This is a genomic window from Chelativorans alearensis (genome assembly GCF_010993735.1).
Lineage (GTDB): Bacteria > Pseudomonadota > Alphaproteobacteria > Rhizobiales > Rhizobiaceae > Chelativorans > Chelativorans alearense.
The window spans coordinates 300405-324197 of record NZ_WQNI01000013.1 but is presented as its reverse complement, the minus strand read 5'-3'; the positions used below and the strand labels follow the sequence as shown (position 1 = coordinate 324197).

The following is a 23793-nucleotide window of genomic DNA, read 5'->3' as shown; positions in this document are numbered from 1 at the left end:
TTCCAAAACCTTCCGCGCTATCAACACTTCTCCACAGACGCGGGATCGCCAGTGTGCAAAAAACCCAGAGCTTCTTTCACCTGCACCTGATTTCAGACGCCACGGGCGAGACGCTACTCGCCGCAGGGCGGGCCGCGGCCGCGCAATACAAGGATGCGCGCGCCATCGAGCACATCTATCCGTTGATCCGCACCGAAAAGCAGCTCGAGAAGGTGTTCGCGGAGATCGACGAGGAGCCTGGCATCGTGCTCTACACAATCGTCGACCAGAAAGTGGCGCGGCAGATCGAGGAGCGTTGCGCGGCCATGGGCCTGCCCAGCGTCTCCGTTCTGGAGCCGGTGCTTTCGGTCTTTCAGTCCTATCTCGGCACGCCCGCCGGCCGCCGGGTGGGTGCCCAGCATGTCCTTGACGCTGAATATTTCCGCCGCATCGACGCGCTGAACTTCACGATGGAACACGACGACGGGCAGCTTCCGCATGATGTGGACGAGGCGGATATCGTGCTTGTCGGCGTCTCGCGCACCTCGAAGACGCCGACAAGCATCTATCTCGCCAATCGCGGGATCAAGACGGCCAATGTGCCGATCGTCCTCGACGTGCCTTTGCCCGACAGCCTGGCGCGGGCCAAGCGTCCGCTCATCGTCGGCCTCGTCGCTTCCGCCGAGCGCATCGCCCAGGTGCGGCAAAACCGCCTCTTGTCGAGCGCTGCCGCGGCCAGTGATTTCGACACCTATGCGGACCGCTCCACCATCGCCCGTGAGCTCGCCTATGCGCGTCAGCTCTGCAGCCGGCACAGTTGGCCGTTGATCGACGTCACGCGCCGCTCGATCGAGGAAACCGCCGCCGCCATCTTGGCGTTGCGTGGAAAGCCGTGGTGATCATAGAGAGCGGAACCATGCCAAACGAAACCCAGACGATCGTCCTCGCATCGACCAGCCCCTTTCGGCGGCAGCTCCTGGAGAACGCCGGGCTGGCGGTGAGGCCGGTGGCGCCCGAGGTGAACGAGCGCGCGCTGGGGGCGCCGCTGGAAGGTTCCGGTGCCAGTGCCGAGGACGTCGCCCTCATCCTTGCCGAGGCGAAAGCGGTCGACGTCTCGGTGCGCTATCCTGAAGAATGGGTGGTCGGCGGCGACCAGACGCTGTCGCTGGAGGACCGGATTTTCCACAAGCCGCAAGACATGGAGGGCGCCCGCCGCCATCTTCTGGCGCTTTCCGGCAGGACACACCAGCTTAACAGCGCCATCGTCCTGGCGCGTGGAGGCGAGGCGGTATGGCGTCATGTCGCCGTGGCGCGGATGACCATGCGCTCGCTCGACCCCGGCTTCATCGGCCGGCATCTTTCGCGCGTCGGTGACAAGGCGCTTTCGAGCGTCGGCGCCTACCAGGTCGAGGGCGAGGGGATCCAGCTCTTCGAGAAGATCGAAGGCGACTATTTCACCATAGTCGGCGTGCCCCTCCTGCCGCTCCTTGCAAAGCTGCGTGAAATCGGAGCGATCGATGGCTGAAGAAACCCCGCGCGCCTTCGTCTGTGGCCATCCCGTCGCCCATTCCCGCTCGCCGCTCATCCACGGCTATTGGCTGCAAGAGCATGGCATCGCCGGCATCTACGAGCGCCGGGACGTGGCGCCGGAGGCGTTCGAAACCTTCCTGCGCGGCCTCGCCCGCAGCCCTTATGTCGGCGGCAACGTCACCATCCCGCACAAGGAAAGCGCCCACCTTCTGGTCGACCGGCGCGACGAGGCGGCGGAGATCATCGGCGCGGTGAACACGCTGTGGTTCGAGGACGGTAGCCTGTGCGGCGGCAATACGGATGCCTACGGCTTCGCCGCCAATCTCGACTCCGCGGCCCCCTGCTGGGCGGAAGGTAGCGTAGCCACCGTGCTCGGCGCCGGCGGCGCGGCCCGCGCCGTTGTGCACGCGCTCAGGGAGCGCGGCATGCGGGAGATCCGCATCGTCAACCGCACGCTCGCCCGCGCCGAGGAACTCGCCTACCGCTTCGCGGGGCCCGCCAGCGCCCACGGCTGGGACGCGCTGCCTGAGTTGCTTGCCGACACGGCGCTCCTCGTCAACACGACCTCGCTCGGCATGGACGGCGCGGCGGCGCTGGTGCTCGACCTGGCACCGCTGCCGTCGTCGGCCGTCGTTACCGACATTGTCTACGTACCGCTTGAAACCCCATTTCTGGTCAAAGCAAAGCAGCGCGGCCTGCGCACGGTGGACGGGCTCGGTATGCTCTTGCACCAGGCCGTGCCCGGCTTCGAGCGCTGGTTCGGCGTGCGCCCGGAGGTGACGCCTCGCCTGCGCGCACTCGTGGTCGCCGATTTGGAGGCGACGGCGTGATCGTCCTCGGCCTCACGGGCTCCATCGGCATGGGCAAGACGACGACGGCGCGCATGTTTGCGGAGGAGGGCGTGCCCGTGCACGATTCCGATGCCGCCGTGCACAGGCTTTACGCCGGTGAGGCGGCACCGGCCGTCGAAGCGCTCTTCCCCGGCACCGTGGTCGGTGGCGCCGTCGACCGCGAGCGCCTCGCCGAAGCGGTGGTCGGCAAGCCGGATGCGCTCGCGAAGCTGGAAGCGCTCATCCACCCGATGGTGCGCCGCGATGCTGACCGCCTCGTGGAGGAGCACCGGAAAAAAGGCACGCCTCTGGTCCTCCTCGACATTCCGTTGCTGTTCGAGACCGCCGGTACGGGCCGCGTGGACAGGATCGTGGTCGTCACCGCTCCTCAAGAGGTACAGCGCCAGCGCGTGCTTGCCCGCCCCGGTATGACGGAGGAAAAATTCGCCGCGATCCTCGCCCGCCAGGTGCCGGACGCCGAAAAGCGACAGCGCGCGGATTTCATCGTCGACACCAGCCATGGCTTGGAAGCCGCGCGGCAGGCCGTGCGCGACATTATAGCTCAGCTGACGGAAGCAAACTGACACAAGGTTGACAGCTTTCTGCCCCGCGCGTCTTGCGGCTGCCGCCGCCGTTCTTCATGCTTCGTGCGGGGAGTGATTCGATGCGTGAAATCATCTTCGATACGGAAACCACCGGCCTCGATCCGCGCGACGACCGCATCATCGAGCTCGGCTGCGTTGAGTTGGTAAACCGCTTCCCGACAGGCCGTACGCTGCATTGTTTCATCAATCCCGACGGGCGCTCCGTGCACCCGGAAGCTCAGGCCGTGCACGGCATCTCTGACGCCGATCTTGCCGATAAGCCCGTCTTCGCGGCAATCGCGGATTCGTTCCTGGAGTTCGTTGAAGGCGCCAAGCTGGTCGCCCACAACGCCAATTTCGACATTGGCTTCGTCAACGCCGAGTTTGGCCGCCTCGGCCAGCCGGTGGTCGACCCCGGGCGCGTCGTCGACACGTTGGCGATCGCCCGCCGCAAGCACCCCATGGGGCCGAACTCGCTCGACGCCCTGTGCCGCCGCTACGGCATCGACAATTCGCGCCGCACAAAGCACGGCGCCCTGCTCGACGCCGAACTGTTGGCCGAGGTCTATATCGAGCTTATCGGCGGCAAGCAGGCGACGTTCGGCCTGGAAGTCGCCCCTCAGGAAAGCACCGCGCGCTCGTTGGCACCCGGCACGCCCGTTGTTCCTCTCAAGCGCGAGCGCCCGCTCACTCCACGCCTGACCGCGGCCGAGCGTGACGCGCACGAGGCGCTGGTGAGCGAGTTGGGCGAGAAGGCCCTATGGTTGAAGGCGGCGAAACGCCCGGCCCCCGACCAGGCCGAGACCGCCTGATACTCCCGGTTGTGGGATATCGGAACGATCCGCCCACCACTCGCCGCGGAATTTAAGCGGATTTGCGAGCCCAAGACACAACCTCCCCAAGGGCATTGCTCGATGCCCTCACTAGGTCTAAGCTCAATTGGGAACACCAAATAAGCCCGAATGGGCGAAACCGAAGGGGAGAGTTATCTATTGAGTGATGTGAAAGACGCGGAGCCAGTGGGCTCACCGCGCGTATCTTCGGGCGACGTGCGTTCAAACCGCCCTATGGTTCACTTCGACAAGGTGCAGAAGTCCTATGACGGCGAAACGCTCGTCGTGAAGAACTTCAATCTGGAGATCCGAAAGGGCGAGTTCCTTACCATGCTCGGCCCCTCCGGCTCCGGCAAGACCACCTGCCTGATGATGGTGGCAGGGTTCGAGCCGGCGACCCATGGCGAGATCTATCTCGATGGCCAGCCGATCAACAGTGTGCCGCCGCACAAGCGCGGCATCGGCATGGTCTTCCAGAACTACGCGCTGTTTCCGCATATGACGATCGCCGAGAACCTGGCTTTCCCGCTCGATGTCCGCGGCATCGGCAAGGCGGAAGCGGAAAAGAAGGTCCAGCGCGCCCTCGACATGGTGCAGATGGGCGACGGCAGCTTTCACGGCCGCCGCCCCGCGCAACTCTCGGGCGGCCAACAGCAGCGTGTGGCGCTTGCCCGCGCGCTTGTGTTCGAACCGAAGCTGGTGCTGATGGACGAGCCGCTGGGCGCGCTCGACAAGCAGTTGCGCGAGCATATGCAGCTGGAGATCAAGCACATCCACGAATCGCTCGGCGTCACGGTCATCTACGTCACGCACGACCAGGGCGAGGCGCTGACCATGTCGGACCGCATCGCCGTGTTCAACGACGGCGTGGTCCAGCAGCTTGCCGCCCCCGAGGTGCTTTATGAAAAGCCGGAGAACAGCTTCGTCGCCCAGTTCATCGGCGAGAACAACACGCTTGTCGGCAAGGTCAAGGCCATCAATGAGGGCATCGCCCGGGTCGAGCTTACCGACGGTGAGATCGTCGAGGCGCTGGCAGTCAATGCCGGTCCCGGCGAGCGCACACAGCTTTCGATCCGCCCGGAACGGGTGGAGATCGACCCCGACGAAAGTGTCTCCGATCACACGGTCACGGCGCGTGTCGAAGAGGTGATCTATCTCGGCGACCATATCCGCACGCGGATGACGGTGGCCGGCAACAGCGATTTCGTCGTCAAGACCCGCAACCGGCTGGGCGCCCGTCGCCTCGATCCCGGTGCGAGTGTGCGGGTCGGCTGGGCGACGGAAGACTGCCGCGCGCTCGATCACGAGTGACGGCCAGCAGAGCGCTATGGCGCACTGCGCGGACGAGGTCAGCCGGCGACCTTAACAAACGAAGAACAATGCCGGCCACGTTCCTGTGCGTTTAAAAACCGCAGGAAAAACCAAAAACTGCAAAAGGCCAGAGACTGCAAAAGGCCAGAAACTTTAAGAGGAAGGTGCCAGTATGAAACGCGTTCTAATCCTGACCGGCTCTGTCGCCGCGATCGCGCTGGGAGGCGCGGTGGCGCAGGACCAGCAGCTGACAATCGTCTCCTGGGGCGGTGCTTACAGCAACTCCCAGATCAAGGCATATCACGAGCCTTACACCGAGAAGACCGGCGTCAAGATCGTCAACGAGGATAAGTCGGCAAACGCGCTTGCAGGCATCCGCGCGCAGGTCGAGGCCGACAACGTGACTTGGGACATCGTCGACATGCTGCAGGCCGATGCCCAGCGCGCCTGCGACGAAGGCCTGCTGGAGATCATCGATCACGACGAATGGCTTGCCCCCGCGCCGGACGGCACGCCGGCCTCGGAGGACTTCATCGAAGGCCAGCTCGGCGACTGTTACGTCCCGCAGATCCTCTATGCGACCATGTTCGCCTACAACACCGAAGCGTTCCCGGACGGTGGTCCGCAAACGATCGGAGACATCTGGGACGTCGAGAAGTTCCCAGGCACGCGGGCGCTGCAGCAGATCCCGCAGAAGAACCTCGAATGGGCACTGATCGCCGACGGCGTGCCGGACGAGGAGGTCTACGAAGTGCTCGCCACGCCCGAAGGCCAGGACCGCGCATTCGCCAAGCTCGATGAGATCAAGGACCACGTGATCTGGTGGTCGGAAGGTGCGCAGCCGCCGCAGATGCTGGCCGACAAGGAGGCCGTGATCGCCACCGCCTATAACGGCCGTATCTTCAACGCCCAGGTCAACGAGGATCAGCCGTTCGAGATCATCTGGGACCGCCAAATGCTCGAGTCCGACGGCTGGGTGGTACCCGTCGGCAATGAAGACAAGATGGAGCTCATCAGGGATTACCTCTACTTCGCAACTGACACGCAGCGCCTCGCCGACCAGGCCAAGTACATCTCCTACGGCCCGGCCCGTGCCTCGTCGGCGCCGCTCGTCGGCACGTTTGAGGATACGGATATCGACATGAAGCCGCACATGCCGACCAATCCCGAGAACCTGGAGACGGCCGTCACCTTCGACGTCCAGTTCTGGACCGACTATGGCGACGCGCTAGAAGAGCGCTTCAACGCCTGGGTCGCGGGCTGACGAAGGAAATAGCGGCGGGGCGCTGAGGTGCGCCCCGCCGCTTCCCGGCGAACCGAGGGGAGTTGGACGGCAGCCATGGCATCGACGGACGGGGCAATAAAAGAACCGATTCTTGCGGCGGACGGCACACCGCTCAAACAGGCCCTGCGGCGCTCGCAGGCGCGCGAGCGCAGAGCCGCGTTCTTGCTGGTAGCGCCGCTTCTCCTGTTCATACTGATCGTCTTCGCTGTGCCGATCGCCAGCATGATCTGGCGCTCCGTGTACAACCCCGAAGTCCGCAACTTCCTGCCGCAGACAGCCGCCGCCCTACAGGAATGGGACGGCGAGGACGTGCCGCCGGAGCCGGTGTTCCAGGCCATGGCCGCCGACATGATCGTCGGCGTGGAAAAAAGGACGATCGGCCGTGCCGCCGCCCGCATCAACCGCGAGATCCCCGGAGCGCGCAGCCGCATGATGCGCACAGCGCGGGAGGTCGACGAGTGGTCGGCGCCCTACCGCGAGAAGTTCCTCGAGGCCGATGAGCGCTGGTCCGACCTTGACTTCTGGCGTCTCCTGAAACGCGAGACCCGCCTCGTCACCCCTGCCTACTACCTCTTGGCGCTCGACTACGAATACACCGCCGACGGCGAGATCAGGCCGCGCCCCGAGGTTTACCGGATCTACAAGGCGTTGTTCTGGCGTACCGCGTGGATGAGCATGCTGATCACCGGCATCTGCATCCTGCTTGCCTACCCGATCTCCTATCTGATGGCCACGCAGCCGGCCCGCGTCGCCAACCTGCTGCTTATCCTGGTTCTGTTGCCGTTCTGGACCTCGCTTCTGGTCAGAACGTCGGCCTGGATCGTGCTGTTGCAGCAGCAGGGCGTCATCAACGAGCTTCTCGTTGCGCTCGACATCATCGATAGCCGGGGCAGGCTGCGGATGATCTACAACCGCACCGGCACCATCATCGCCATGACGCACATCCTTCTGCCGTTCATGGTGCTGCCGCTCTATTCTGTGATGAAGACGATCCCGCCGAGCTACCTGCGCGCGGCGAAATCGCTCGGCGCACATCCCTTCCGCGCCTGGTGGCGGGTCTATTTCCCGTTGACGATCCCAGGGCTGGCGGCTGGCTGCATCCTCGTCTTCATCCTGGCGATCGGCTACTACATCACGCCGGCGCTGGTGGGCGGCGACAGCGGCATATTCATCTCCAACCTGATCGCCCAGAACATGCAGGGATCGAGCGCCCAGCTGAAGCTGGCCGCCGCGCTCGCCACGATCCTCCTGGTCGCCGTGCTCGTCGTCTACTGGGTCTTCAACAAGCTCGTCGGCGTCGACAAGCTGAAATTCGGATAAGGGGGCGGCAATGGCAGTGCCATCATATGCAACACCGGCCGAACGCATCTGGTACTATGCGTTCCGCGCCATCTGCGCGCTCATCTTTTTCTTCCTGATCGCGCCGATCATCGTCATCGTGCCGCTCGCCTTCAACGCGGAGCCCTACTTCACCTTCACGCGCGAGATGCTGGCGCTCGATCCGGAGGGCTATTCGCTGCGTTGGTTCAGGGCCCTGCTAGGCTCGTCGGAATGGATGGGCTCGATCCGCAATTCCTTCATCATCTCGATCTCGTCCACCATCATCGCCACCGCTCTCGGCACGTTGGCCGCCCTCGGCCTCAACCGGCGCCACATGCCGGCGCGCGGGATCATCACGGCGATCCTGATCTCGCCGATGATCGTCCCTCTCATCATCACCGCGGCCGCGCTGTTTTCGTTCTTCGCCCGCGCCGGCCTGGCGAACACCTTTCCGGGGATCATTCTCAGCCACGTGGTGCTTGGCACGCCTTTCGTCGTTCTCACGGTGACCGCCTCGCTCGCCGGCTTCGATGAGACGTTGATCCGTGCCTCGCAGAGCCTCGGCGCCAATCAGTCGCGCACCTTCTTCAAGGTCATCCTGCCGCTGCTCCTGCCCGGCGTCATAGCAGGCGCGCTGTTCGCCTTCGTCACCTCGCTTGACGAGGTGGTGATCGTCAACTTCATGGCGGGTCCGGCCCAGACGCCGATGACGGTCCGCATGTTCTCCGGCCTGCGCGAGGAGATCAGCCCGACGATCCTGGCCCTCGCAAGCCTCCTGGTCGCGCTCTCGATCATCCTCCTGACCACGCTGGAGATGATCCGCCGGCGCAACGAGCGCCTGCGCGGCATGTCTCCAGGGTAGACCATCGTCATCCTCGGGCTTGCCCGGCTTCACCCGAGGATCCTTCCGTGACTTGCCAATGTACCGGAATGGGTCCCGGGCAGTCTCCGTGAAGGGGTGCGGGCTTGTCCGAGGCTGCACAAGTCTTCCAAACGCGCGTCATGCCGCCGAAGCGTTTCGCTGGTCCATCTCCGCAGGCCCTGGCCGCCCGTTTGCATTCTCGCCTTCGGGCCTTACATATGCGCTCTGAACGGCACCCTCTTGGGGCGGGGTGCGCTGAAGGAGTGCACCGATGAGCGAAATGGAATCCATGCACGCCACGACCATCGTGACCGTGCGCAAGGGCGGCAAGGTGGTGATCGCCGGCGACGGCCAGGTGAGCTTCGGCCAGACCGTCATGAAGGGCAACGCCCGCAAGGTGCGCCGCCTCGGCAAGGGCAACGTGATCGCCGGCTTCGCCGGCGCAACGGCCGACGCCTTCACGCTGCTCGAGCGCCTGGAGGCCAAGCTGGAGCAGTATCCCGACCAGCTCATGCGCGCCTGCGTGGAGCTGGCCAAGGACTGGCGCACGGACCGCTATCTGCGGCGGCTGGAAGCGATGATGCTGGTGGCCGACCCGGGCGTCACCCTGGCTCTGACCGGCAACGGCGACGTTTTGGAGCCGGAACAGGGGGTGATGGCGATCGGTTCCGGCGGCAATTACGCGCTGGCCGCCGCGCGAGCCCTGCTCGACACGGACAAGAACGCCGAGGAGATCGCCCGGCGTGCCATGGAGATCGCCGCCAGCATCTGCATCTACACCAACGACAACATCATTCTGGAAACGCTGGATGAAGGCTGAGAGCGCAACGCTGCGTTTCGAGCCGGTCGCGGCGCAACATTTTCCCCTGCTGCGCCGCTGGCTGGAAATGCCGCATGTGCGCGAATGGTGGGGAGAGCCGGAGAAGGAGCTGGGCCATATCCGCGACATGGTGGCCGGGCGTGACACGACGCAGCCTTTTCTCATCGTGCTGGACGAGGAACCGGTGGGTTATATCCAATGCTGGTTCATCGGCCACCACCAGAACAAGGAATGGGTGGACGATAACCCATGGCTCATGGAGCTGCCGGCCGAGACCGTCGGCGTCGACCTATCGATCGGCGACCCGGAGAAGCTGTCGAAGGGGATCGGCACCGCGGCGCTCGGCGCTTTTGTGCGAAAGCTGCTGAATGAAGGGCATACCACCATCATCATCGACCCCGACCCGCAAAACACGCGCGCCGTGCGCGCCTATACGAAGGCCGGGTTCCGCCCCATCCCGCATCTTGCGGGGCGGACGCAAGGTTCACTGATCATGCAATACCAGACACACGCACACGAGACGACGATATGACCAATTTTTCGCCGCGCGAGATCGTTTCCGAACTCGACCGCTACATCATCGGCCAGAAGGACGCCAAGCGCGCCGTGGCCATCGCCCTTCGCAACCGCTGGCGCCGCCAGCAGCTCGAGCCGGAGCTGCGCGAGGAGGTGATGCCGAAGAACATCCTGATGATCGGCCCCACGGGCGTCGGCAAGACGGAGATCTCGCGCCGGCTCGCAAGGCTGGCGGGGGCGCCCTTCATCAAGGTGGAGGCCACCAAGTTCACCGAGGTGGGCTATGTCGGCCGCGACGTGGAGCAGATCGTGCGCGACCTCGTGGAAGTGTCGATCGGGCTGACGCGCGACAAGATGCGCGAGAACGTGAAAGCGCGGGCGCACATGAACGCGGAGGAGCGGGTACTGGAGGCGCTGGTGGGCAAGACAGCGAGCCCCGCCACGCGCGACAGCTTCCGCCAGAAGCTCAGGAGCGGCGATCTCGACGAGAAGGAGATCGAGATCGAGGTTTCCGACACCGGCGGCGGCATGCCCGGCTTCGAGATACCCGGCATGCCGGGCGCCAATATCGGGGTGCTCAACATCAATGATATGCTGCAGAAGGCGATGGGCGGCGGGCGCACCAAGACACGCAAGACCACCGTCAAGGACTCCTACAAGCACCTGATCAACGACGAATCGGACAAGCTGCTCGACCAGGAAGAGGTGGTGCAGCGGGCGATGGAGGCGGCGGAGAACGACGGCATCGTCTTCCTCGACGAAATCGACAAGATCGCCGCGCGCGAGGGCGGCATGGGCGCCGGCGTTTCCCGCGAGGGCGTGCAGCGCGACCTCCTGCCGCTGGTGGAGGGCACGACGGTGGCCACCAAGTACGGGCCCATGAAGACCGACCACATCCTGTTCATCGCCTCCGGCGCCTTCCACGTGTCGAAGCCTTCGGACCTTTTGCCGGAGCTGCAGGGGCGGCTGCCGATCCGCGTCGAGCTCAGGGCGCTGGAGAAGGATGATTTCCGGCGCATCCTGACGGAGACCGAAGCGAGCCTCATAAAGCAATATGTGGCCTTGATGCAGACGGAGGGCGTGGAGCTCGAATTCACCGACGACGCCATCGACCGGCTGGCGGCGATCGCCGTCGATCTGAACGCCAGCGTCGAGAACATCGGCGCCCGCCGGCTGCAAACGGTGATGGAGCGCGTGCTGGACGATGTCTCCTACAACGCGCCGGACCGCTCCGGCTCCAAGGTGACCATCGACGCCGAATTCGTGGACAGGAATGTGGGCGACATGGCCAAGAACACCGACCTCTCGCGCTTCATCCTGTGAGGTAACGGCCACACCCGGCGGACAACCGCCCCGGCCCCTGCGGATTTCCCTCGACTTGAACGGGGGCTTTCCATAGGTTGCGGTCAATCAAAAAACTGTTCGGCAAAAATGCGTTTGGGTGGCGGATGGCGCTGAGGCATAGCATCCTCTTGGGCATATTCCTGGGCATGACGGCGGCCTCTTCGGGAGCCGCCGAACTTGTGCCGCCGGGCAACCGCAGCGCCGAGCAGCCGCCGGTGCCCGGCGCCTCCGCGCGGCGCACGGGCGCCGGGCGGACGACCTTCGAGGCCAAATACGCCAAGGTCTACCAGCTCCTGAAAAACGACGCTGCGCTGCGCGTGAAGATCCGCGAGGCGGCGGACGCCTACGACATCGCGCCGATCCACATCCTCGGCGCCATCGTCGGCGAGCACACCTACAATGTGGATGCCTACGACCACCTGCAGACCTACTACGTGAAGGCGGTGTCGTACCTGAAAAGCTCCTTCTCGTTCTCCCATGCGGGAGAAAGCCTGGAGGTGTTTCTCAAGCGTCCGGAATTTTCCGAATGCGAAGGCAAGAAGGGCAGCTACGACCTGTGGAGCTGCCGCGAGAAGGTGTGGGATACGGCATTCCGCGGGCGCCGTGTCGAGGGGCAGCGTTTCCCCGACGACCGCTTCAGCGCCGTCTTCTTCCAGCCGTTCTATGCCGGGCAGACCTTCGGTATCGGTCAGCTCAACCCGCTGACGGCGCTGCAAGTGACGGATATCGTGAACGAGGTCTCCGGGCTGGAGAAGCTCGACTACCGCGACCCGCAGAGGGTCTACCGGACCATCATGAACCCCGATATCACGCTCGCCTATGTGGCGGCGACGCTGAGGAAATCCATCGACGCCTACGCCGACATCGCCGGCTTCGACATCAGCAGGAATCCGGGCATCACGGCCACCCTCTACAATCTCGGAAACGCGGAAACCCGCGCCGCCAAGCTTGCCGCCAAGAATCATCTGCTCCGCAAGCAGGGCCGCGCGCCCATGCTGCCGAGGGAGAACTACTACGGCTGGCTGGTGAACGAGAAGCTGGAGGAGTTGGAGGCGTTGATCGCCGAATCGTGAGGACCGAGCGCCCTCGTGGCTCGACAAGCTTACCATGAGGGCTACTGCGGCCTTGGTGCCGCTTCAACTTCGCATCGTCTATTCCGTCACCTTCCGCTTCTTCTCCAAAATTCCCTCCAGCTCGTCAAAAAGCCGCGTCAGCTCCTCCTCATCAAGCTCGGCTATATGACGGGCGATCAGGTTGGCGAGGGCGGTGGCCTTGTCCGGGAGGCCGGCGGTGTCGACGACGACACGGGGATGCGAGAGCGTGGCGAGGCGCTGCAGTTCGTCCGCCTCGTCCCATATGACGTTGAAATAGCCGATGATCTTCTGGACCATGGCCCAGTTGGGCGGGCTGCGCCGGCCATGCTCGAGGGCGGAAAGGTAGGCCGGGCTTACGCCGAGGGCGGCCGCCATCTCCTTCTGGGTGACGCCGCGCGCGCGGCGCATCTGGCGTATCCTTGCGGCGAAAGGCGTCATCGCCCGCCCCCCGCGCGGCGCAGGCGCACATAGAGCGCGCCGCCGCCGCCATGATGCCTGGCCGCCTCCTCGTAGCCGCCGACGATGGCGCGGAAGGGCGGCGTTGCGAGCCATTGCGGCACGGCGCGGCGCAGCACGCCTTCACCGGACGAGCCCTTGCCGGTGATGACCAGCACGTAGCGGCGGTCGGCCTGATAGGCCCGGCGCAGGAAGGACAGGAGGAGGATGTGCGCCTCCTCCTGCGTCATGCCATGCAGGTCGACCCGACCGGCGATGTCGAGACGGCCCTTGGCCAGCTTTTCGCGGGTCGGCGCATCCAGCCTGCGCGGGTGTCGTTCCGGGCCCGCGGACATGTCCGCATTCGGCTCCGCCGCCGGTGCGAGGGGGCGCTGGCGCTTGCCGGCCAGCGCCGGAGGCGGCTCAAGCGCCTCGTCGGGAAACGCCTTTCCTTTCATCGGGACCGCCGTGCGGGCGACGCGGCTCCACAGGATGCGGTCTTCGTCGGTCAGGCGCTTGCGTTTCATGGCCGCCGTCCCTCGGCAAGCGCGCGCGGCAGGAGGGCGTAGAAATCCGCCGGGTGGCGGATCTTTCCGGCGACAGCGCCGGCGGCCTTGCCGGTGCCGATGAAAAGGTCGCCGCGCGCTGGGCCGGTGATGGCGGACCCCGTGTCCTGGGCGATCATCAGCCGGCGGAAAGGCTTATCGAAACCTTCGCGCAGGCTCGGGGCGTCGATGAAGAAGGGGGTGCCGAACGTGTGCAAAAGGCGGTCGACGGCGATGGAATGCCCCGGCTCCAGCTGCACCTTGGCGGCGGCGACCGGCCCAAGGGCGGGGTCTCCAACCGGCGTCTCGCGGAAGAAGATGTAGGACCTGTTGTGCCACAGGATCTCGTCCATGCGGCGCGGATTGCCGGCGAGCCAGGCGCGGATCGACTGCATGGTCACCTCTTCAAGCGGGACCTCTCCGAGGCTTGCCAGCACACGGCCGATGCCGGTGAAGGGGTGGCCGGTCTTGGCGGCGTAGGAGACGCGCTTCCGGCTGCCGTCGGTCATCTTCAGGCGGGCGGCACCCTGGACATGGATGAAGAACGCCTCCACCCGATCGGCCAACCAGCACAGCTCCAGGCCGAGGCCGGCAAGGGCGCCGCGGTCGATCGCCTGGCGGTCGTGATAGGCGAGGAGCCTCTTCCCGTCGCGCCGGGCGAAGGCGAAGGACGGGTCGAGGGCGGCGGGCCGGTTCTGCCGATCGACGGCGACGAGATCGTCCGGCCGGCGATAGAGCGGCACGCAGAAACGCCCTGTCCGCACCGGAGAGGCCTCGGTCTCCGGCTCGTAATAGCCGGTGACGAAGCCGCTTCCGGCCGTCTCCGGCCGGATGCGGAAGGGAAGGAAATGCTGCTCGAAGAAGGCGCGCGCCGCGGCGTTTGCCGGCTGAAGCGTGTTGCGGGCGTGGGCATAGGCATCCGCGAAGGCTTCAGCAGCGACGCCGAGGCTGCCGGTGCGGTAAGGCCGGGTCTCAGTGTAGCGGGCACAGCGGGCGAAGGCCGCGAATGCGGCCGAGGCGCCGTCGTCGCCCCAGCCGGGCAGATCGCTATAGGAGACGGGAGAGAATACGGCGGAAAGGCTCAAGAAAACCTCTCCTCACATCCGCCGTCCGCGCGCCTGCAACCGGCTCATTCCTCGGCTTCGGTGGCCACCAGCTTCCAGTTGGGATCGCGCGAGCGGGTGTCGCGGGCGAAGGTCCACACGTCCTTCACTTCGGCCACGGTCTCCGGATCGCCGTCGATGATGGTGCCGGCGCTGTCGCGCGTGGCCGAGATCAACTCGCTGACGATGCGCAGCGTGACATGGGCCTCGCTACCCTTCATCTCGGCGCCGAGGAGGGCCGCCTTGTCGATGCCGACAAAGGAGGACTCGATCTTCTCCGAGCGCTTCTCGCGATCGTCGATGGCCGAGACAAAGCCCTCGTAGACCTCGCGCGACAGAAGGTTCTTCAGCGTGCGCCGGTCGCCGTCGGCAAAGGCCATGACGATCATCTCGTACGCCATCTTGGCGCCTTCCACGAAAGCCGCGGGATCGAAGGAGGGATCGGCGTCCTTGATGGCGCGCAGACCCTTGTTGAGCGGAGTGCCGGGATCGGCGACGGCATCGACCGCCGCATAGCCGTCCTCCGCCTCCGCGCCGCCCTTGCGCCGTGGCAGGGAGACCACGTTGTCGGACTTGTCCGCCTTGGCCTCACCGGTGCGGCGGGCGCGGCCGGCCGTATAGGGATCGAAGGGCGGCCGCTCGTTTCCCGTGCGGCGCCCGAGGACGTTGCGCAGCTGGAAGAAGATCACGACTGCCGCGACCAGGAAGAAAATCGTGCCGAAATCGAAGAATTCCATGTTGTATAGCCAAGCCGCTCTGTCGTCTCGCACCCGCCGCGAGGCGCCGTGCCGGGGACGGCGGCACATGCCGCCGCGTTACCGATGCATATAGAACGCGCACGCCGATCATTCAAATTATCGGCGAGCGTTCCTATCTCCGGGGTTCGGCGGACTTTGCCGCCGACGCCATCCAGCGAGGTTAGACCAAAAACGTGCCCTTCTCCATCGTTCCATTTCTCTTACTTAGCATTCCGCTTCTTGAAATCGCCGTTTTTGTGGTGATCGGCGGACAAATTGGTGTTTTGCCCACTCTCGCGTTGATTCTGGCGACGGCGGTGGCCGGCTCCATCCTCCTGCGCATCCAGGGTTTCGGCGTGCTTTCCCGCGTCCAGAAGACGTTGAACGAAGGCCGCGTGCCGGGCCGGGAGCTGGTGCATGGCGTGATGATCCTCGTTGCCGGCATCCTTCTCCTGACGCCAGGGTTCGTCACCGATACGCTGGGGTTTCTGCTTTTCATTCCCGCCGTGCGCGACATCGGCTGGGCCTTCCTGCGCGACCGCATCGTCATCGTGGGCGCCGGGGCGCCGCCTGGAGGCGGCCAGGACCGCAGACAGCCGCGTGACAAGGCCATCGATCTCGACATGGACGACTATTCCAGCTCCGAACCTGGAAAGTCGCCCTGGCGCGGACCCGATCGCCCGCAAGACTGACGGCCGCGACGGCGCAGCCTTGTTTTGACGCCATGCCCATGCTAGCAGCGCCGCAACGATGGGAACGCGCTTCAGCGCATTTGACAAGGACTTGAGGCGGATGGCCAACAAACCGCAGGAAAAAGAAAACGCCAAGGGAACCGAGGCCAAGACGGAAGGCAACGGCGCGCAGCCCAGCCTGAACGTGCTGACACAGTATATCAAGGACCTCTCCTTCGAGAGCCCTGGTGCCCCGCGCTCGCTGACCCAGCGCGAGAAGGCGCCGGCCATCAACATCAACGTCAACGTGAACGCCAACCCGCTGGGCGGCGCCGACTACGACGTTCTCCTGACGCTCACGGCGCGGGCGGAGGCCGACAAGACCGTGCTGTTCAATGTCGAGCTTATCTATGGCGGCGTGTTCCGCATCCAGAACTTCCCGCAGGAGCACATGCTGCCACTTCTGTTCGTCGAGTGCCCGCGCCTGCTCTTCCCTTTCGCGCGGCAGATCATCGCGGATGCCACGCGCGGCGGCGGCTTCCCGCCGCTGATGATCGACCCGATCGATTTCGCGCGCATGTTCCAGCAGCGCATCGCCGAGGAACAGGCGAAGAGCAAGGTGCAGGTTTCGTAGAACCGCCCGCTCATACGCGAGCAGGAAAGAACAAAAAGAGCCAGGCGGGTCCCGCCTGGCTCTTTTCTTTGCTGGATGCGGTACCTGCGGCCCTTATTCCTGACCGTTGCCTGAACGCCGATCACGGGCGCTGTCTGGCCCAATGATATGATCCAAAGCGGGGATAAATTTCGCCGGTCTTTCCCGCCAACCCATTGATCCCAAACAACCTGCAAACTTTTTTCGCGGGAAAATACGCCCCCCTGCCCAGCCCGCCCTTACAATCCTCCCCATCGCCCTCACGGGAACCTTGGTCCGGACCGGGGACACGGGGAGGGCGGCGGAGACCTCGCCCTGCAGGAACGGTACCTGCAGGCGTGAGGGCCCGCGACAGGCCGGCGGTGCCGGGGGTGCTGGGTATGAGACAGCATCACGGAAAAGCCGGGCACCGGGTGAGAGACGGTGCCAGGCGACCGCGGAGAAGCCGCTAGGGCCTTTGTTCGGCCCGGCTAAGACCACCCCCTAATTGGGTGCAGCCGGGAAGGAGAAAGGCCCGAGTGACCGGCCGACCGTCGGGACAGCCTCCGGTGGGGCGCGTTGGACGCGCCTTATTTGAGGCGCCCCCAAAGCGCCTCGTGCGGTGCCGAAGACGCGCCCCGCTTCCCACTTACTCAATAGCCAGACGGTGAATACCGGGCGTGGCAACGATGAAACGCGCCCGCCCTCACCCTGAGCCTGTCGAAGGGGCCGAACCACGCCGCAAAAGGAGCATCGACAATGATCGACCCGCAAATCCTGGCCCGCGAGGGACCGTCATGCAACACTTGCCTCACTTCCGCATTTGAGGAGATGATGCGGTTGGACAGGCGCCATGGCAAAGAGTGACGTGGAGACAGGCGACATCGGCGCCGGGCCGGCGGCAGGCCTCGGCGAGCGTCTGCGCGTGCGATTGACGGGTCCGAAGCCGATCGGCTTCTTTCTCTTCCTTTTGATCGCCGTTACCATCGTCCCCGCCCTCGCCATTTCCACGGTGCTCCTGCAGCGCAACGACGCCGCCCAGCGGGAGGTGGTGAACACCTTGGCCGAGGCCATGGCCGGCTCGATCGCCGAGGCGGTCGACGGTGAGCTTCGCGGCATGCTGACGACGCTGCGCGTACTGTCGACCACGCCGTCGCTGGCCGTCGATAATATCGAGGACTTCTACGACCGGGCGAGGCCGGCACTGGCCGGCTCCGGTTCTCATCTTACCCTGTTCGACGAGAACCTCCGGCAACTCATGAACACGCGGGAGCCCTACGGTACGCCGCTCGGCCGGGCATCGGATCCGGCAACCTTGCGCCGGGCGCTCGAAGAGGGCGTTCCAGCCATTTCTGGCGTTTTCCGCGAGGAGACGTCGGGTGAATGGACGTTCAACGTCGCCCTGCCCTACATACAGGAAAATCAGCCGCGTCACCTCCTCGTGATGGGGCGGAACGCGGAGACCATGGCCGATACGCTGTCCCAGCAGATGCTGCGCGGCGGCTGGAATGCCGCCCTTCTCGACCGCTACGGGCATGTGGTCGCCTCCTCCTTCATGTCGTCGGATGTGGGCAAGCCGTTCTTCCTCGGCATCCCGTCGGGCCCCTCGCCGCAGACGATACGGGTTCGCGGGGAGGGGGGCGCCCGTTCCTACCTCGCCATCGTCGACGACACGAGCTACAGCGGTTGGAAGGTCGTCGTGTGGGCTCCCACCGCCGCTGTCGAGCAGCCCATGCGCCGCTCGCTGCAGCAGCTCTTCGGCGGCACGATCATCGTCATCGCCATCGGTGCCGGGGCGGCATGGGTCCTCGGACGGCAGATCGCCAAGCCGGTGCGGCGCTTGGCGAGCGATGCGCGGCGGCTGGGCGCGGGCGAACGGATCGAGCCAACCGTCTACCCGATAGCCGAGGTGACGACGGTCTCGGCAGCACTGGCCGAAGCCGCCGGCGACAGAAAGAAGGCGGAAGGCGAAATCCGTCTGCTGATGCGCGAGGTCGCACACCGGTCCAAGAACCAGCTCACCGTCGTCTCCGCGATGGCCAAGCAGACGGCACGCAACGCCGGCTCGCTGACGGGTTTCCTGGACTCGTTCCAGAAACGGCTGTACGGGCTGGCGCGGTCGACGGACCTGCTCATCGCCGGGGGGGCCGCGGGCGTCGAGTTGCGCGCGCTGATCCTCGCTCAGGTTGACCCCTTCAAGCCCGAGACCGCCAGGCGGCTGGAACTTTCCGGGCCGCCGTTCCGGCTCGGCAACCAGGCTGCGCAGACACTCGGTGTGGCGTTCCACGAGCTTGCCACCAACGCCTCCAAATATGGTGCTTTCGCCACCAGGACGGGCCGGCTGGCCATTTCCTGGCAGGTCGAGGGCGAGATGCTGACGATCGTCTGGCGCGAGCATGCGGCGGAAAACGGCGGGCGCCGGCCGGCCAAGCGCGGCTTTGGCACCGAGATCATCGAGCGCATGCTGGGCGGAACGCTGGACGCGGAGATCTCCCGCACCTTCCACGGCGACGGGCTGGAGTGCATCTTCGCGATTCCGGTCAAGCGGCTTCTGCCGGACCACGCTCAGCTTCCGCCCCGGGAAACGGCGGGGTGAGCGGGAGCGGCGGTTTTAGCTGGCATTCTCTGCCGTTATGCACTATATGCGCGGCGATATCGCGCGATTGCGCGGTCCAACGACCCTGGCTGGACGACATCCCGGCTACGGGCGGCACATTCCCTCGATCATCAGAAAGGACTTACGATGTCGATCACTGCCGAGCGCAAGCAGGAGCTTTTGAAGGAATTCGCGACCGCCAGCGGCGACACCGGTTCGCCGGAAGTCCAGGTCGCCATCCTGACCGAGCGCATCAAGAACCTGACCGAGCATTTCAAGGACCACAAGAAGGACAACCATTCCCGCCGTGGTCTGCTCAAGCTCGTCTCGCAGCGCCGCCGTCTCCTCGACTACGTGAAGAGGAAGGACGAGGAGCGCTACAAGACGCTGATCGAGCGGCTCGGGCTGCGTCGCTAGTTTCGGCCGGCGGGCCCGTCTTTGCGGGTCCGCCGCCGATATCCCCGGCGTCAAAACGCCGGCAAAGGCTCCCGAGGAAGGAAACCGGGCAGCCGCCGACGGACAGGTCATGGGGCAGGATTGCAGGACGCTTGAAAGCCGGAATGCCGGCGCGGAACCAAGCTTCCCGTTGTCTTGCCCATGACTCGTCCTGAACGAGAAGAGAAAAAGAAGCCCGCGTGCCGAAAGGCGTGCGGCCTTCGGTAAACAAGGACAAGACATGTTCAATCATCACAAAGTGGAAATCGAGTGGGGTGGGCGCACGCTTACCCTGGAGACGGGCAAGGTTGCCCGCCAGGCCGACGGCGCTGTGCTCGCCACCTATGGAGAGACGGTCGTGCTGGCCACCGTCGTTTCGGCCAAAGAGCCGAAGCCCGGCCTCGACTTCTTCCCGCTGACCGTCAACTATCAGGAAAAGACCTTCGCCGCCGGCAAGATCCCTGGCGGCTTTTTCAAACGTGAAGGCCGCCCGAGCGAGAAGGAGACGCTGACGTCCCGCCTCATCGACCGGCCGATCCGCCCGCTCTTCGTTGATGGCTACAAGAACGACACCCAGGTCATCCTCACCGTGCTGCAGCACGATCTGGAGAACGACCCTGACATCGTCGCCATGGTCGGCGCCTCCGCGGCGCTGACGCTCTCCGGCGTCCCCTTCATGGGTCCCATCGGCGCCGCGCGCGTCGGCTACATCGGCGGTGAGTACGTGCTCAACCCGCATATCGACGAGATGGAGGAGACCAAGCTCGACCTCGTCGTCGCCGGCACGCAGGACGCGGTCCTGATGGTGGAATCGGAAGCGCAGCAGCTTCCCGAGGACATCATGCTCGGCGCCGTGATGTTCGGCCACAAGGGCTTCCAGCCAGTCATCGACGCCATCATCAAGCTTGCCGAGGTGGCGGCCAAGGAGCCGCGCGAGTTCCTCCCGGAGGATCTCTCCGCGCTCGAAGGCGAGATGCTGAAGGTTGTGGAAAGCGACCTGCGCGAGGCCTACAAGATCACCGACAAGCAGGCCCGCTACGGCGCCGTAGACGCGGCCAAGGCCAAGGTGAAGGAGGCTTTCCTGCCCGAGGGCGAGGAGGAGCCGAAGTGGTCGCCCGAGCAGGTCTCCACCGTCTTCAAGGCCCTGCAGGCCAAGATCGTGCGCTGGAACATCCTCGACACGGGCACCCGCATAGACGGCCGTGATCTCAAGACTGTCCGCCCGATCGTCGCGGAAGTCGGCGTGCTGCCGCGCACCCACGGCTCGGCCGTCTTCACCCGCGGCGAGACGCAGGCCCTCGTGGTCGCCACGCTGGGCACGGGCGAGGACGAGCAGTTCGTCGACGCGCTAACCGGCACCTACAAGGAGGCCTTCCTCCTGCACTACAACTTCCCGCCCTATTCGGTGGGCGAGACCGGGCGCATCGGCTCCCCCGGCCGGCGCGAGATCGGCCACGGCAAGCTCGCCTGGCGGGCGGTGCACCCGCTGCTGCCCGCAGCGGAGCAGTTCCCCTACACGCTCCGCGTGGTCTCCGAGATCACCGAATCGAACGGCTCTTCCTCCATGGCCACCGTCTGCGGCACCTCGCTGGCGCTGATGGACGCGGGCGTGCCGCTGCAGAAGCCGGTGGCTGGTATCGCCATGGGCCTCATCAAGGAAGATGAGCGCTTCGCCGTCCTCTCCGATATCCTCGGCGACGAAGATCATCTCGGCGACATGGACTTCAAGGTCGCCGGCACCGACGAGGGCGTCACCTCCCTGCAGATGGACATCAAGATCACCGGCATCACGGAGGAGATCATGAAGGTCGCCCTCGACCAGGCCAAGGGTGGGCGCCTGCACATTCTCGGCGAGATGGCCAAGGCGATCTCCGAAGGCCGGGCCGAGCTCGGCGAGTTCGCCCCGCGCATCGAGGTGATGCAGATCCCGACCGACAAGATCCGCGACGTGATCGGCACTGGCGGCAAGGTGATCCGCGAGATCGTCGAGAAGACCGGCGCCAAGATCAACATCGACGACGACGGCACGGTGAAGATCGCCTCCTCCAACGCCAAGGAGATCGAGGCGGCGAGGAAGTGGATCCACTCCATCACGGCCGAGCCCGAGGTCGGCGAGATCTACGAGGGCACGGTGGTCAAGACCGCCGACTTTGGCGCCTTCGTGAACTTCTTCGGTCCCAAGGACGGTCTGGTGCACATCTCGCAGCTCGCGCCGGAGCGCGTGCAGAAGACCACCGACGTCGTCAAGGAAGGCGACAAGGTCTTCGTCAAGCTGATGGGCTTCGACGAGCGCGGCAAGGTGCGGCTTTCCATGAAGGTCGTCGACCAGGAGACCGGCAAGGAAATCGCCCGCGAGAAGAAGGAAGAGAAGGAAGAGGCCGAGGGCTGATTTCTCCCGCCTACCCTTTGGAACGGGCGCGGCCACGGCTGCGCCCGTTTTCGTTTCCACTCCTCTTCGCATCCACCAACGCCCATGAACGACGCCCTGCCAACCCTTCTCTTCCCCTTCGAGCGCGGTCTCCTCGATGCACCCCGCGCCGGCGAGCGCGTCGTTTTCTTCGGCGCTGCTGCCGGCCTCCGGCTGCCCCCGGATTTCGCGGCGGACCTTCAGGTCGTGCAGGGCTCCCGGCCGGACTATCTGGCGCTTGAACGCGCCGGCTTTTCCGTCGCGCCGCAGGCTAAGGGCGAAGGTTACGATGCCGCCCTTCTGTTCCTCGGCCGTCATCGGCGGGAGAACGAGGAGCAGCTGACCGAGGCGCTTCGCCGGGTGCGGCCGGATGGGCTCATCCTCGCCGCCGGCACAAAAAGAGACGGCGCGGCGGGCGTTGCCAAACGCCTGGCTGAGCTCCTGCCGCTAGAGGATCGCCTGTCCAAGCACCACGGCATAGTCTTCTGGCTACGCCGCCCCGCGGTGCTCGGCGAAGCCGCGCTCGCGGCGCTGGCAAGTCCGGCGGGCACGGCCCCCGAGGGGTATGAAACGGCTGTGGGCGGCTTTTCGGAAGATGGCGCCGATCCCGGTTCCCGGCTCCTGGCCGACAGTCTGCCCTCGGATCTCGCGGGAGCCGTGGCCGATTTCGCGGCCGGTTGGGGGTATCTGTCGCTGCGGCTGGCGAAGCGGCCTTCCATCACTGCAATCGACCTCTACGAGGCCCACCACGCTTCGTTGGAGGCGGCAAAGCGCAATCTCGCTGCCCACGCCCCCGAGGCCGCCTGCAGCTTCTTCTGGCACGATCTTCTGAGCGAACCGGTGACCCGCCGCTACGACGCGATCGTCATGAACCCGCCGTTCCATCGCAGCCGCGCGGCGGAGCCCGATATGGGGCGCGCGATGATCGGCGTGGCGGCAAACGCGCTCGCGCCCGGCGGGCGCCTGTTCCTCGTCGCCAACCGCCCCTTGCCCTACGAGGCAGCCATAGCCTCGTCGTTCAAGCATCACGGCGAAATCTGCCGCGACACCACATACAAGGTGCTTTGGGGCCGGAAATAGCCTGCCCTACTTCCCCGCCTCGATCTTCTCTGCAGCCTCGCCGGAGCGCTTCAACTCCTCCAGCACGGGCATCGAGACGATGTTGTAGCCCGAATCCACGTAGTGGATCTCGCCGGTCACGCCCGAGGAAAGGTCGGAAAGCAGATAGAGCGCCGAGCCGCCGATCTCGTCTATGGTGACGGTGCGCCTGAGCGGCGAATTGCGGCTCTGGTAGGTGAACATGTGCCGCGCGTCGGAAATGCCCGCGCCGGCCAGCGTGCGCACGGGGCCGGCGGAAATGGCGTTCACGCGGATGCCGCGCGGCCCGTAGTCGTTGGCCAGATACCTGACACTTGCCTCCAGCCCCGCCTTGGCAACACCCATGACGTTGTAGTTCGGCATGACGCGGACGGAGCCGGCATAGGTGAGCGTCAGCGCGCTGCCGCCGTTCTCCATCATCGCCGCCGCCTTGCGCGTCACTTCCGTGAAGGAGTAGCAGGAGATGACCATGGTGCGGATGAAGTTTTCGCGGGTTGTGTCAGCATAGAGGCCTTTCAGCTCGTTGCGGTCGGAAAAGCCGATCGCATGCACCACGAAGTCGAGCGAGCCCCACTCCCGCTTCAGGGTGTCGAAGACGCTGTCAATACTGGCGCTGTCTTCCACATCGCACGGCAGAAGCAGCTTCGATCCCGCCTGCTCGGCCAGTGGCTTCACGCGGCGGCCGAAGGCCTCCCCCTGATAGGTGAAGGCGAGGTCCGCGCCCTGTCCGGCAAGCCGCTTGGCGATCCCCCAGGCAATCGAGTGATCGTTGGCGACCCCCATGATGAGGCCGCGCTTGCCCTTCATCAAATCGTCCATCTCCCGCC

24 protein-coding genes are annotated in these 23793 nt (G+C 65.2%); 19 read left to right on the top strand and 5 right to left on the bottom strand.

What is annotated here, in order from left to right:
* Positions 1-53 precede the first annotated feature (53 nt).
* From GPJ75_RS20345 to GPJ75_RS20285, 13 genes are all read left to right on the top strand, one after another.
* On the top strand, positions 54-878 hold the full coding sequence (locus GPJ75_RS20345) for a pyruvate, water dikinase regulatory protein (RefSeq protein ID WP_163270710.1): 825 nt from the start codon (positions 54-56) through the stop codon (positions 876-878).
* A gap of 17 nt (positions 879-895) precedes the next feature.
* A complete protein-coding gene (locus GPJ75_RS20340) occupies positions 896-1504 on the top strand; it encodes a Maf-like protein (protein WP_163270708.1) in 609 nt (202 codons plus the stop codon).
* The gene (locus GPJ75_RS20335) at positions 1497-2339 is read left to right on the top strand and encodes a shikimate dehydrogenase (RefSeq protein WP_163270706.1); all 843 of its coding nucleotides are present in this window, start codon (positions 1497-1499) and stop codon (positions 2337-2339) included. Before GPJ75_RS20340 ends, GPJ75_RS20335 begins: the two co-directional genes overlap by 8 nt.
* Complete coding sequence (gene coaE / locus GPJ75_RS20330) at positions 2336-2923, top strand: dephospho-CoA kinase (protein ID WP_163270704.1); 588 nt, start codon at positions 2336-2338, stop codon at positions 2921-2923. The genes GPJ75_RS20335 and coaE overlap by 4 nt, the downstream gene beginning before the upstream one ends.
* 80 nt (positions 2924-3003) lie before the next feature.
* A complete protein-coding gene (dnaQ, locus tag GPJ75_RS20325; protein WP_163270702.1) occupies positions 3004-3735 on the top strand; it encodes a DNA polymerase III subunit epsilon in 732 nt (243 codons plus the stop codon).
* Positions 3736-3990: 255 nt separating this feature from the next.
* Positions 3991-5067: an ABC transporter ATP-binding protein gene (locus GPJ75_RS20320; RefSeq protein ID WP_163270904.1), complete on the top strand. Its 1077-nt coding sequence runs from the start codon at positions 3991-3993 to the stop codon at positions 5065-5067.
* A gap of 172 nt (positions 5068-5239) precedes the next feature.
* The gene (locus tag GPJ75_RS20315) at positions 5240-6331 is read left to right on the top strand and encodes an ABC transporter substrate-binding protein (RefSeq protein ID WP_163270700.1); all 1092 of its coding nucleotides are present in this window, start codon (positions 5240-5242) and stop codon (positions 6329-6331) included.
* Positions 6332-6406: 75 nt separating this feature from the next.
* Entirely contained in the window at positions 6407-7672 is a 1266-nt protein-coding gene (locus GPJ75_RS20310; RefSeq protein ID WP_163270698.1) for an ABC transporter permease, read from the top strand.
* Positions 7673-7682: 10 nt separating this feature from the next.
* Entirely contained in the window at positions 7683-8534 is an 852-nt protein-coding gene (locus tag GPJ75_RS20305; protein WP_163270696.1) for an ABC transporter permease, read from the top strand.
* 271 nt (positions 8535-8805) lie between these two features.
* Positions 8806-9354: an ATP-dependent protease subunit HslV gene (hslV, locus tag GPJ75_RS20300; RefSeq protein WP_163270694.1), complete on the top strand. Its 549-nt coding sequence runs from the start codon at positions 8806-8808 to the stop codon at positions 9352-9354.
* Positions 9344-9886, top strand: coding sequence for a GNAT family N-acetyltransferase (locus GPJ75_RS20295; protein WP_163270692.1), 543 nt, complete (start codon positions 9344-9346; stop codon positions 9884-9886). The genes hslV and GPJ75_RS20295 overlap by 11 nt, the downstream gene beginning before the upstream one ends.
* Positions 9883-11193 (top strand): ATP-dependent protease ATPase subunit HslU, encoded by a 1311-nt coding sequence (hslU, locus tag GPJ75_RS20290; RefSeq protein ID WP_163270690.1) that lies wholly within the window; start codon positions 9883-9885, stop codon positions 11191-11193. Before GPJ75_RS20295 ends, hslU begins: the two co-directional genes overlap by 4 nt.
* A 125-nt stretch (positions 11194-11318) precedes the next feature.
* Complete coding sequence (locus GPJ75_RS20285; RefSeq protein ID WP_163270688.1) at positions 11319-12287, top strand: DUF1402 family protein; 969 nt, start codon at positions 11319-11321, stop codon at positions 12285-12287.
* Between the two features lie 78 nt (positions 12288-12365).
* Here the strand turns inward: GPJ75_RS20285 and GPJ75_RS20280 are convergent, their stop codons facing one another.
* The 4 genes from GPJ75_RS20280 to GPJ75_RS20265 are packed head-to-tail and all read right to left on the bottom strand — an operon-like array spanning position 12366 to position 15128.
* Positions 12366-12746 carry a helix-turn-helix domain-containing protein gene (locus tag GPJ75_RS20280; RefSeq protein ID WP_163270686.1) on the bottom strand — a complete coding sequence of 127 codons (381 nt, stop codon included), beginning with the start codon at positions 12744-12746 and terminating at the stop codon, positions 12366-12368.
* Complete coding sequence (locus tag GPJ75_RS20275; RefSeq protein WP_163270684.1) at positions 12743-13270, bottom strand: Smr/MutS family protein; 528 nt, start codon at positions 13268-13270, stop codon at positions 12743-12745. The genes GPJ75_RS20280 and GPJ75_RS20275 overlap by 4 nt, the downstream gene beginning before the upstream one ends.
* Complete coding sequence (mltA, locus tag GPJ75_RS20270) at positions 13267-14373, bottom strand: murein transglycosylase A (RefSeq protein WP_163270682.1); 1107 nt, start codon at positions 14371-14373, stop codon at positions 13267-13269. Before mltA ends, GPJ75_RS20275 begins: the two co-directional genes overlap by 4 nt.
* Positions 14374-14417: 44 nt before the next feature.
* Positions 14418-15128 (bottom strand): Tim44/TimA family putative adaptor protein, encoded by a 711-nt coding sequence (locus GPJ75_RS20265; protein ID WP_163270680.1) that lies wholly within the window; start codon positions 15126-15128, stop codon positions 14418-14420.
* Between the two features lie 194 nt (positions 15129-15322).
* On the opposite strand from GPJ75_RS20265, the gene GPJ75_RS20260 reads away from it, so the two are divergent.
* From GPJ75_RS20260 to GPJ75_RS20235, 6 genes are all read left to right on the top strand, one after another.
* Entirely contained in the window at positions 15323-15820 is a 498-nt protein-coding gene (locus tag GPJ75_RS20260) for an FxsA family protein (RefSeq protein ID WP_163270678.1), read from the top strand.
* Between the two features lie 100 nt (positions 15821-15920).
* Positions 15921-16433 (top strand): protein-export chaperone SecB, encoded by a 513-nt coding sequence (secB, locus tag GPJ75_RS20255; protein ID WP_163270676.1) that lies wholly within the window; start codon positions 15921-15923, stop codon positions 16431-16433.
* 850 nt (positions 16434-17283) lie between these two features.
* The gene (locus GPJ75_RS20250) at positions 17284-19026 is read left to right on the top strand and encodes a sensor histidine kinase (protein ID WP_163270674.1); all 1743 of its coding nucleotides are present in this window, start codon (positions 17284-17286) and stop codon (positions 19024-19026) included.
* A 66-nt stretch (positions 19027-19092) separates the two neighbouring features.
* Positions 19093-19443: a 30S ribosomal protein S15 gene (rpsO, locus tag GPJ75_RS20245; protein ID WP_281354828.1), complete on the top strand. Its 351-nt coding sequence runs from the start codon at positions 19093-19095 to the stop codon at positions 19441-19443.
* A 259-nt stretch (positions 19444-19702) separates the two neighbouring features.
* Complete coding sequence (gene pnp / locus GPJ75_RS20240; protein WP_163270672.1) at positions 19703-21850, top strand: polyribonucleotide nucleotidyltransferase; 2148 nt, start codon at positions 19703-19705, stop codon at positions 21848-21850.
* 84 nt (positions 21851-21934) lie between these two features.
* Positions 21935-22948: a class I SAM-dependent methyltransferase gene (locus GPJ75_RS20235; RefSeq protein ID WP_163270670.1), complete on the top strand. Its 1014-nt coding sequence runs from the start codon at positions 21935-21937 to the stop codon at positions 22946-22948.
* Positions 22949-22954: 6 nt separating this feature from the next.
* Here GPJ75_RS20235 and fabI read toward each other — a convergent pair whose 3' ends face one another.
* Positions 22955-23785 carry an enoyl-ACP reductase FabI gene (gene fabI, locus GPJ75_RS20230; RefSeq protein ID WP_163270668.1) on the bottom strand — a complete coding sequence of 277 codons (831 nt, stop codon included), beginning with the start codon at positions 23783-23785 and terminating at the stop codon, positions 22955-22957.
* Positions 23786-23793: the final 8 nt, after the last annotated feature.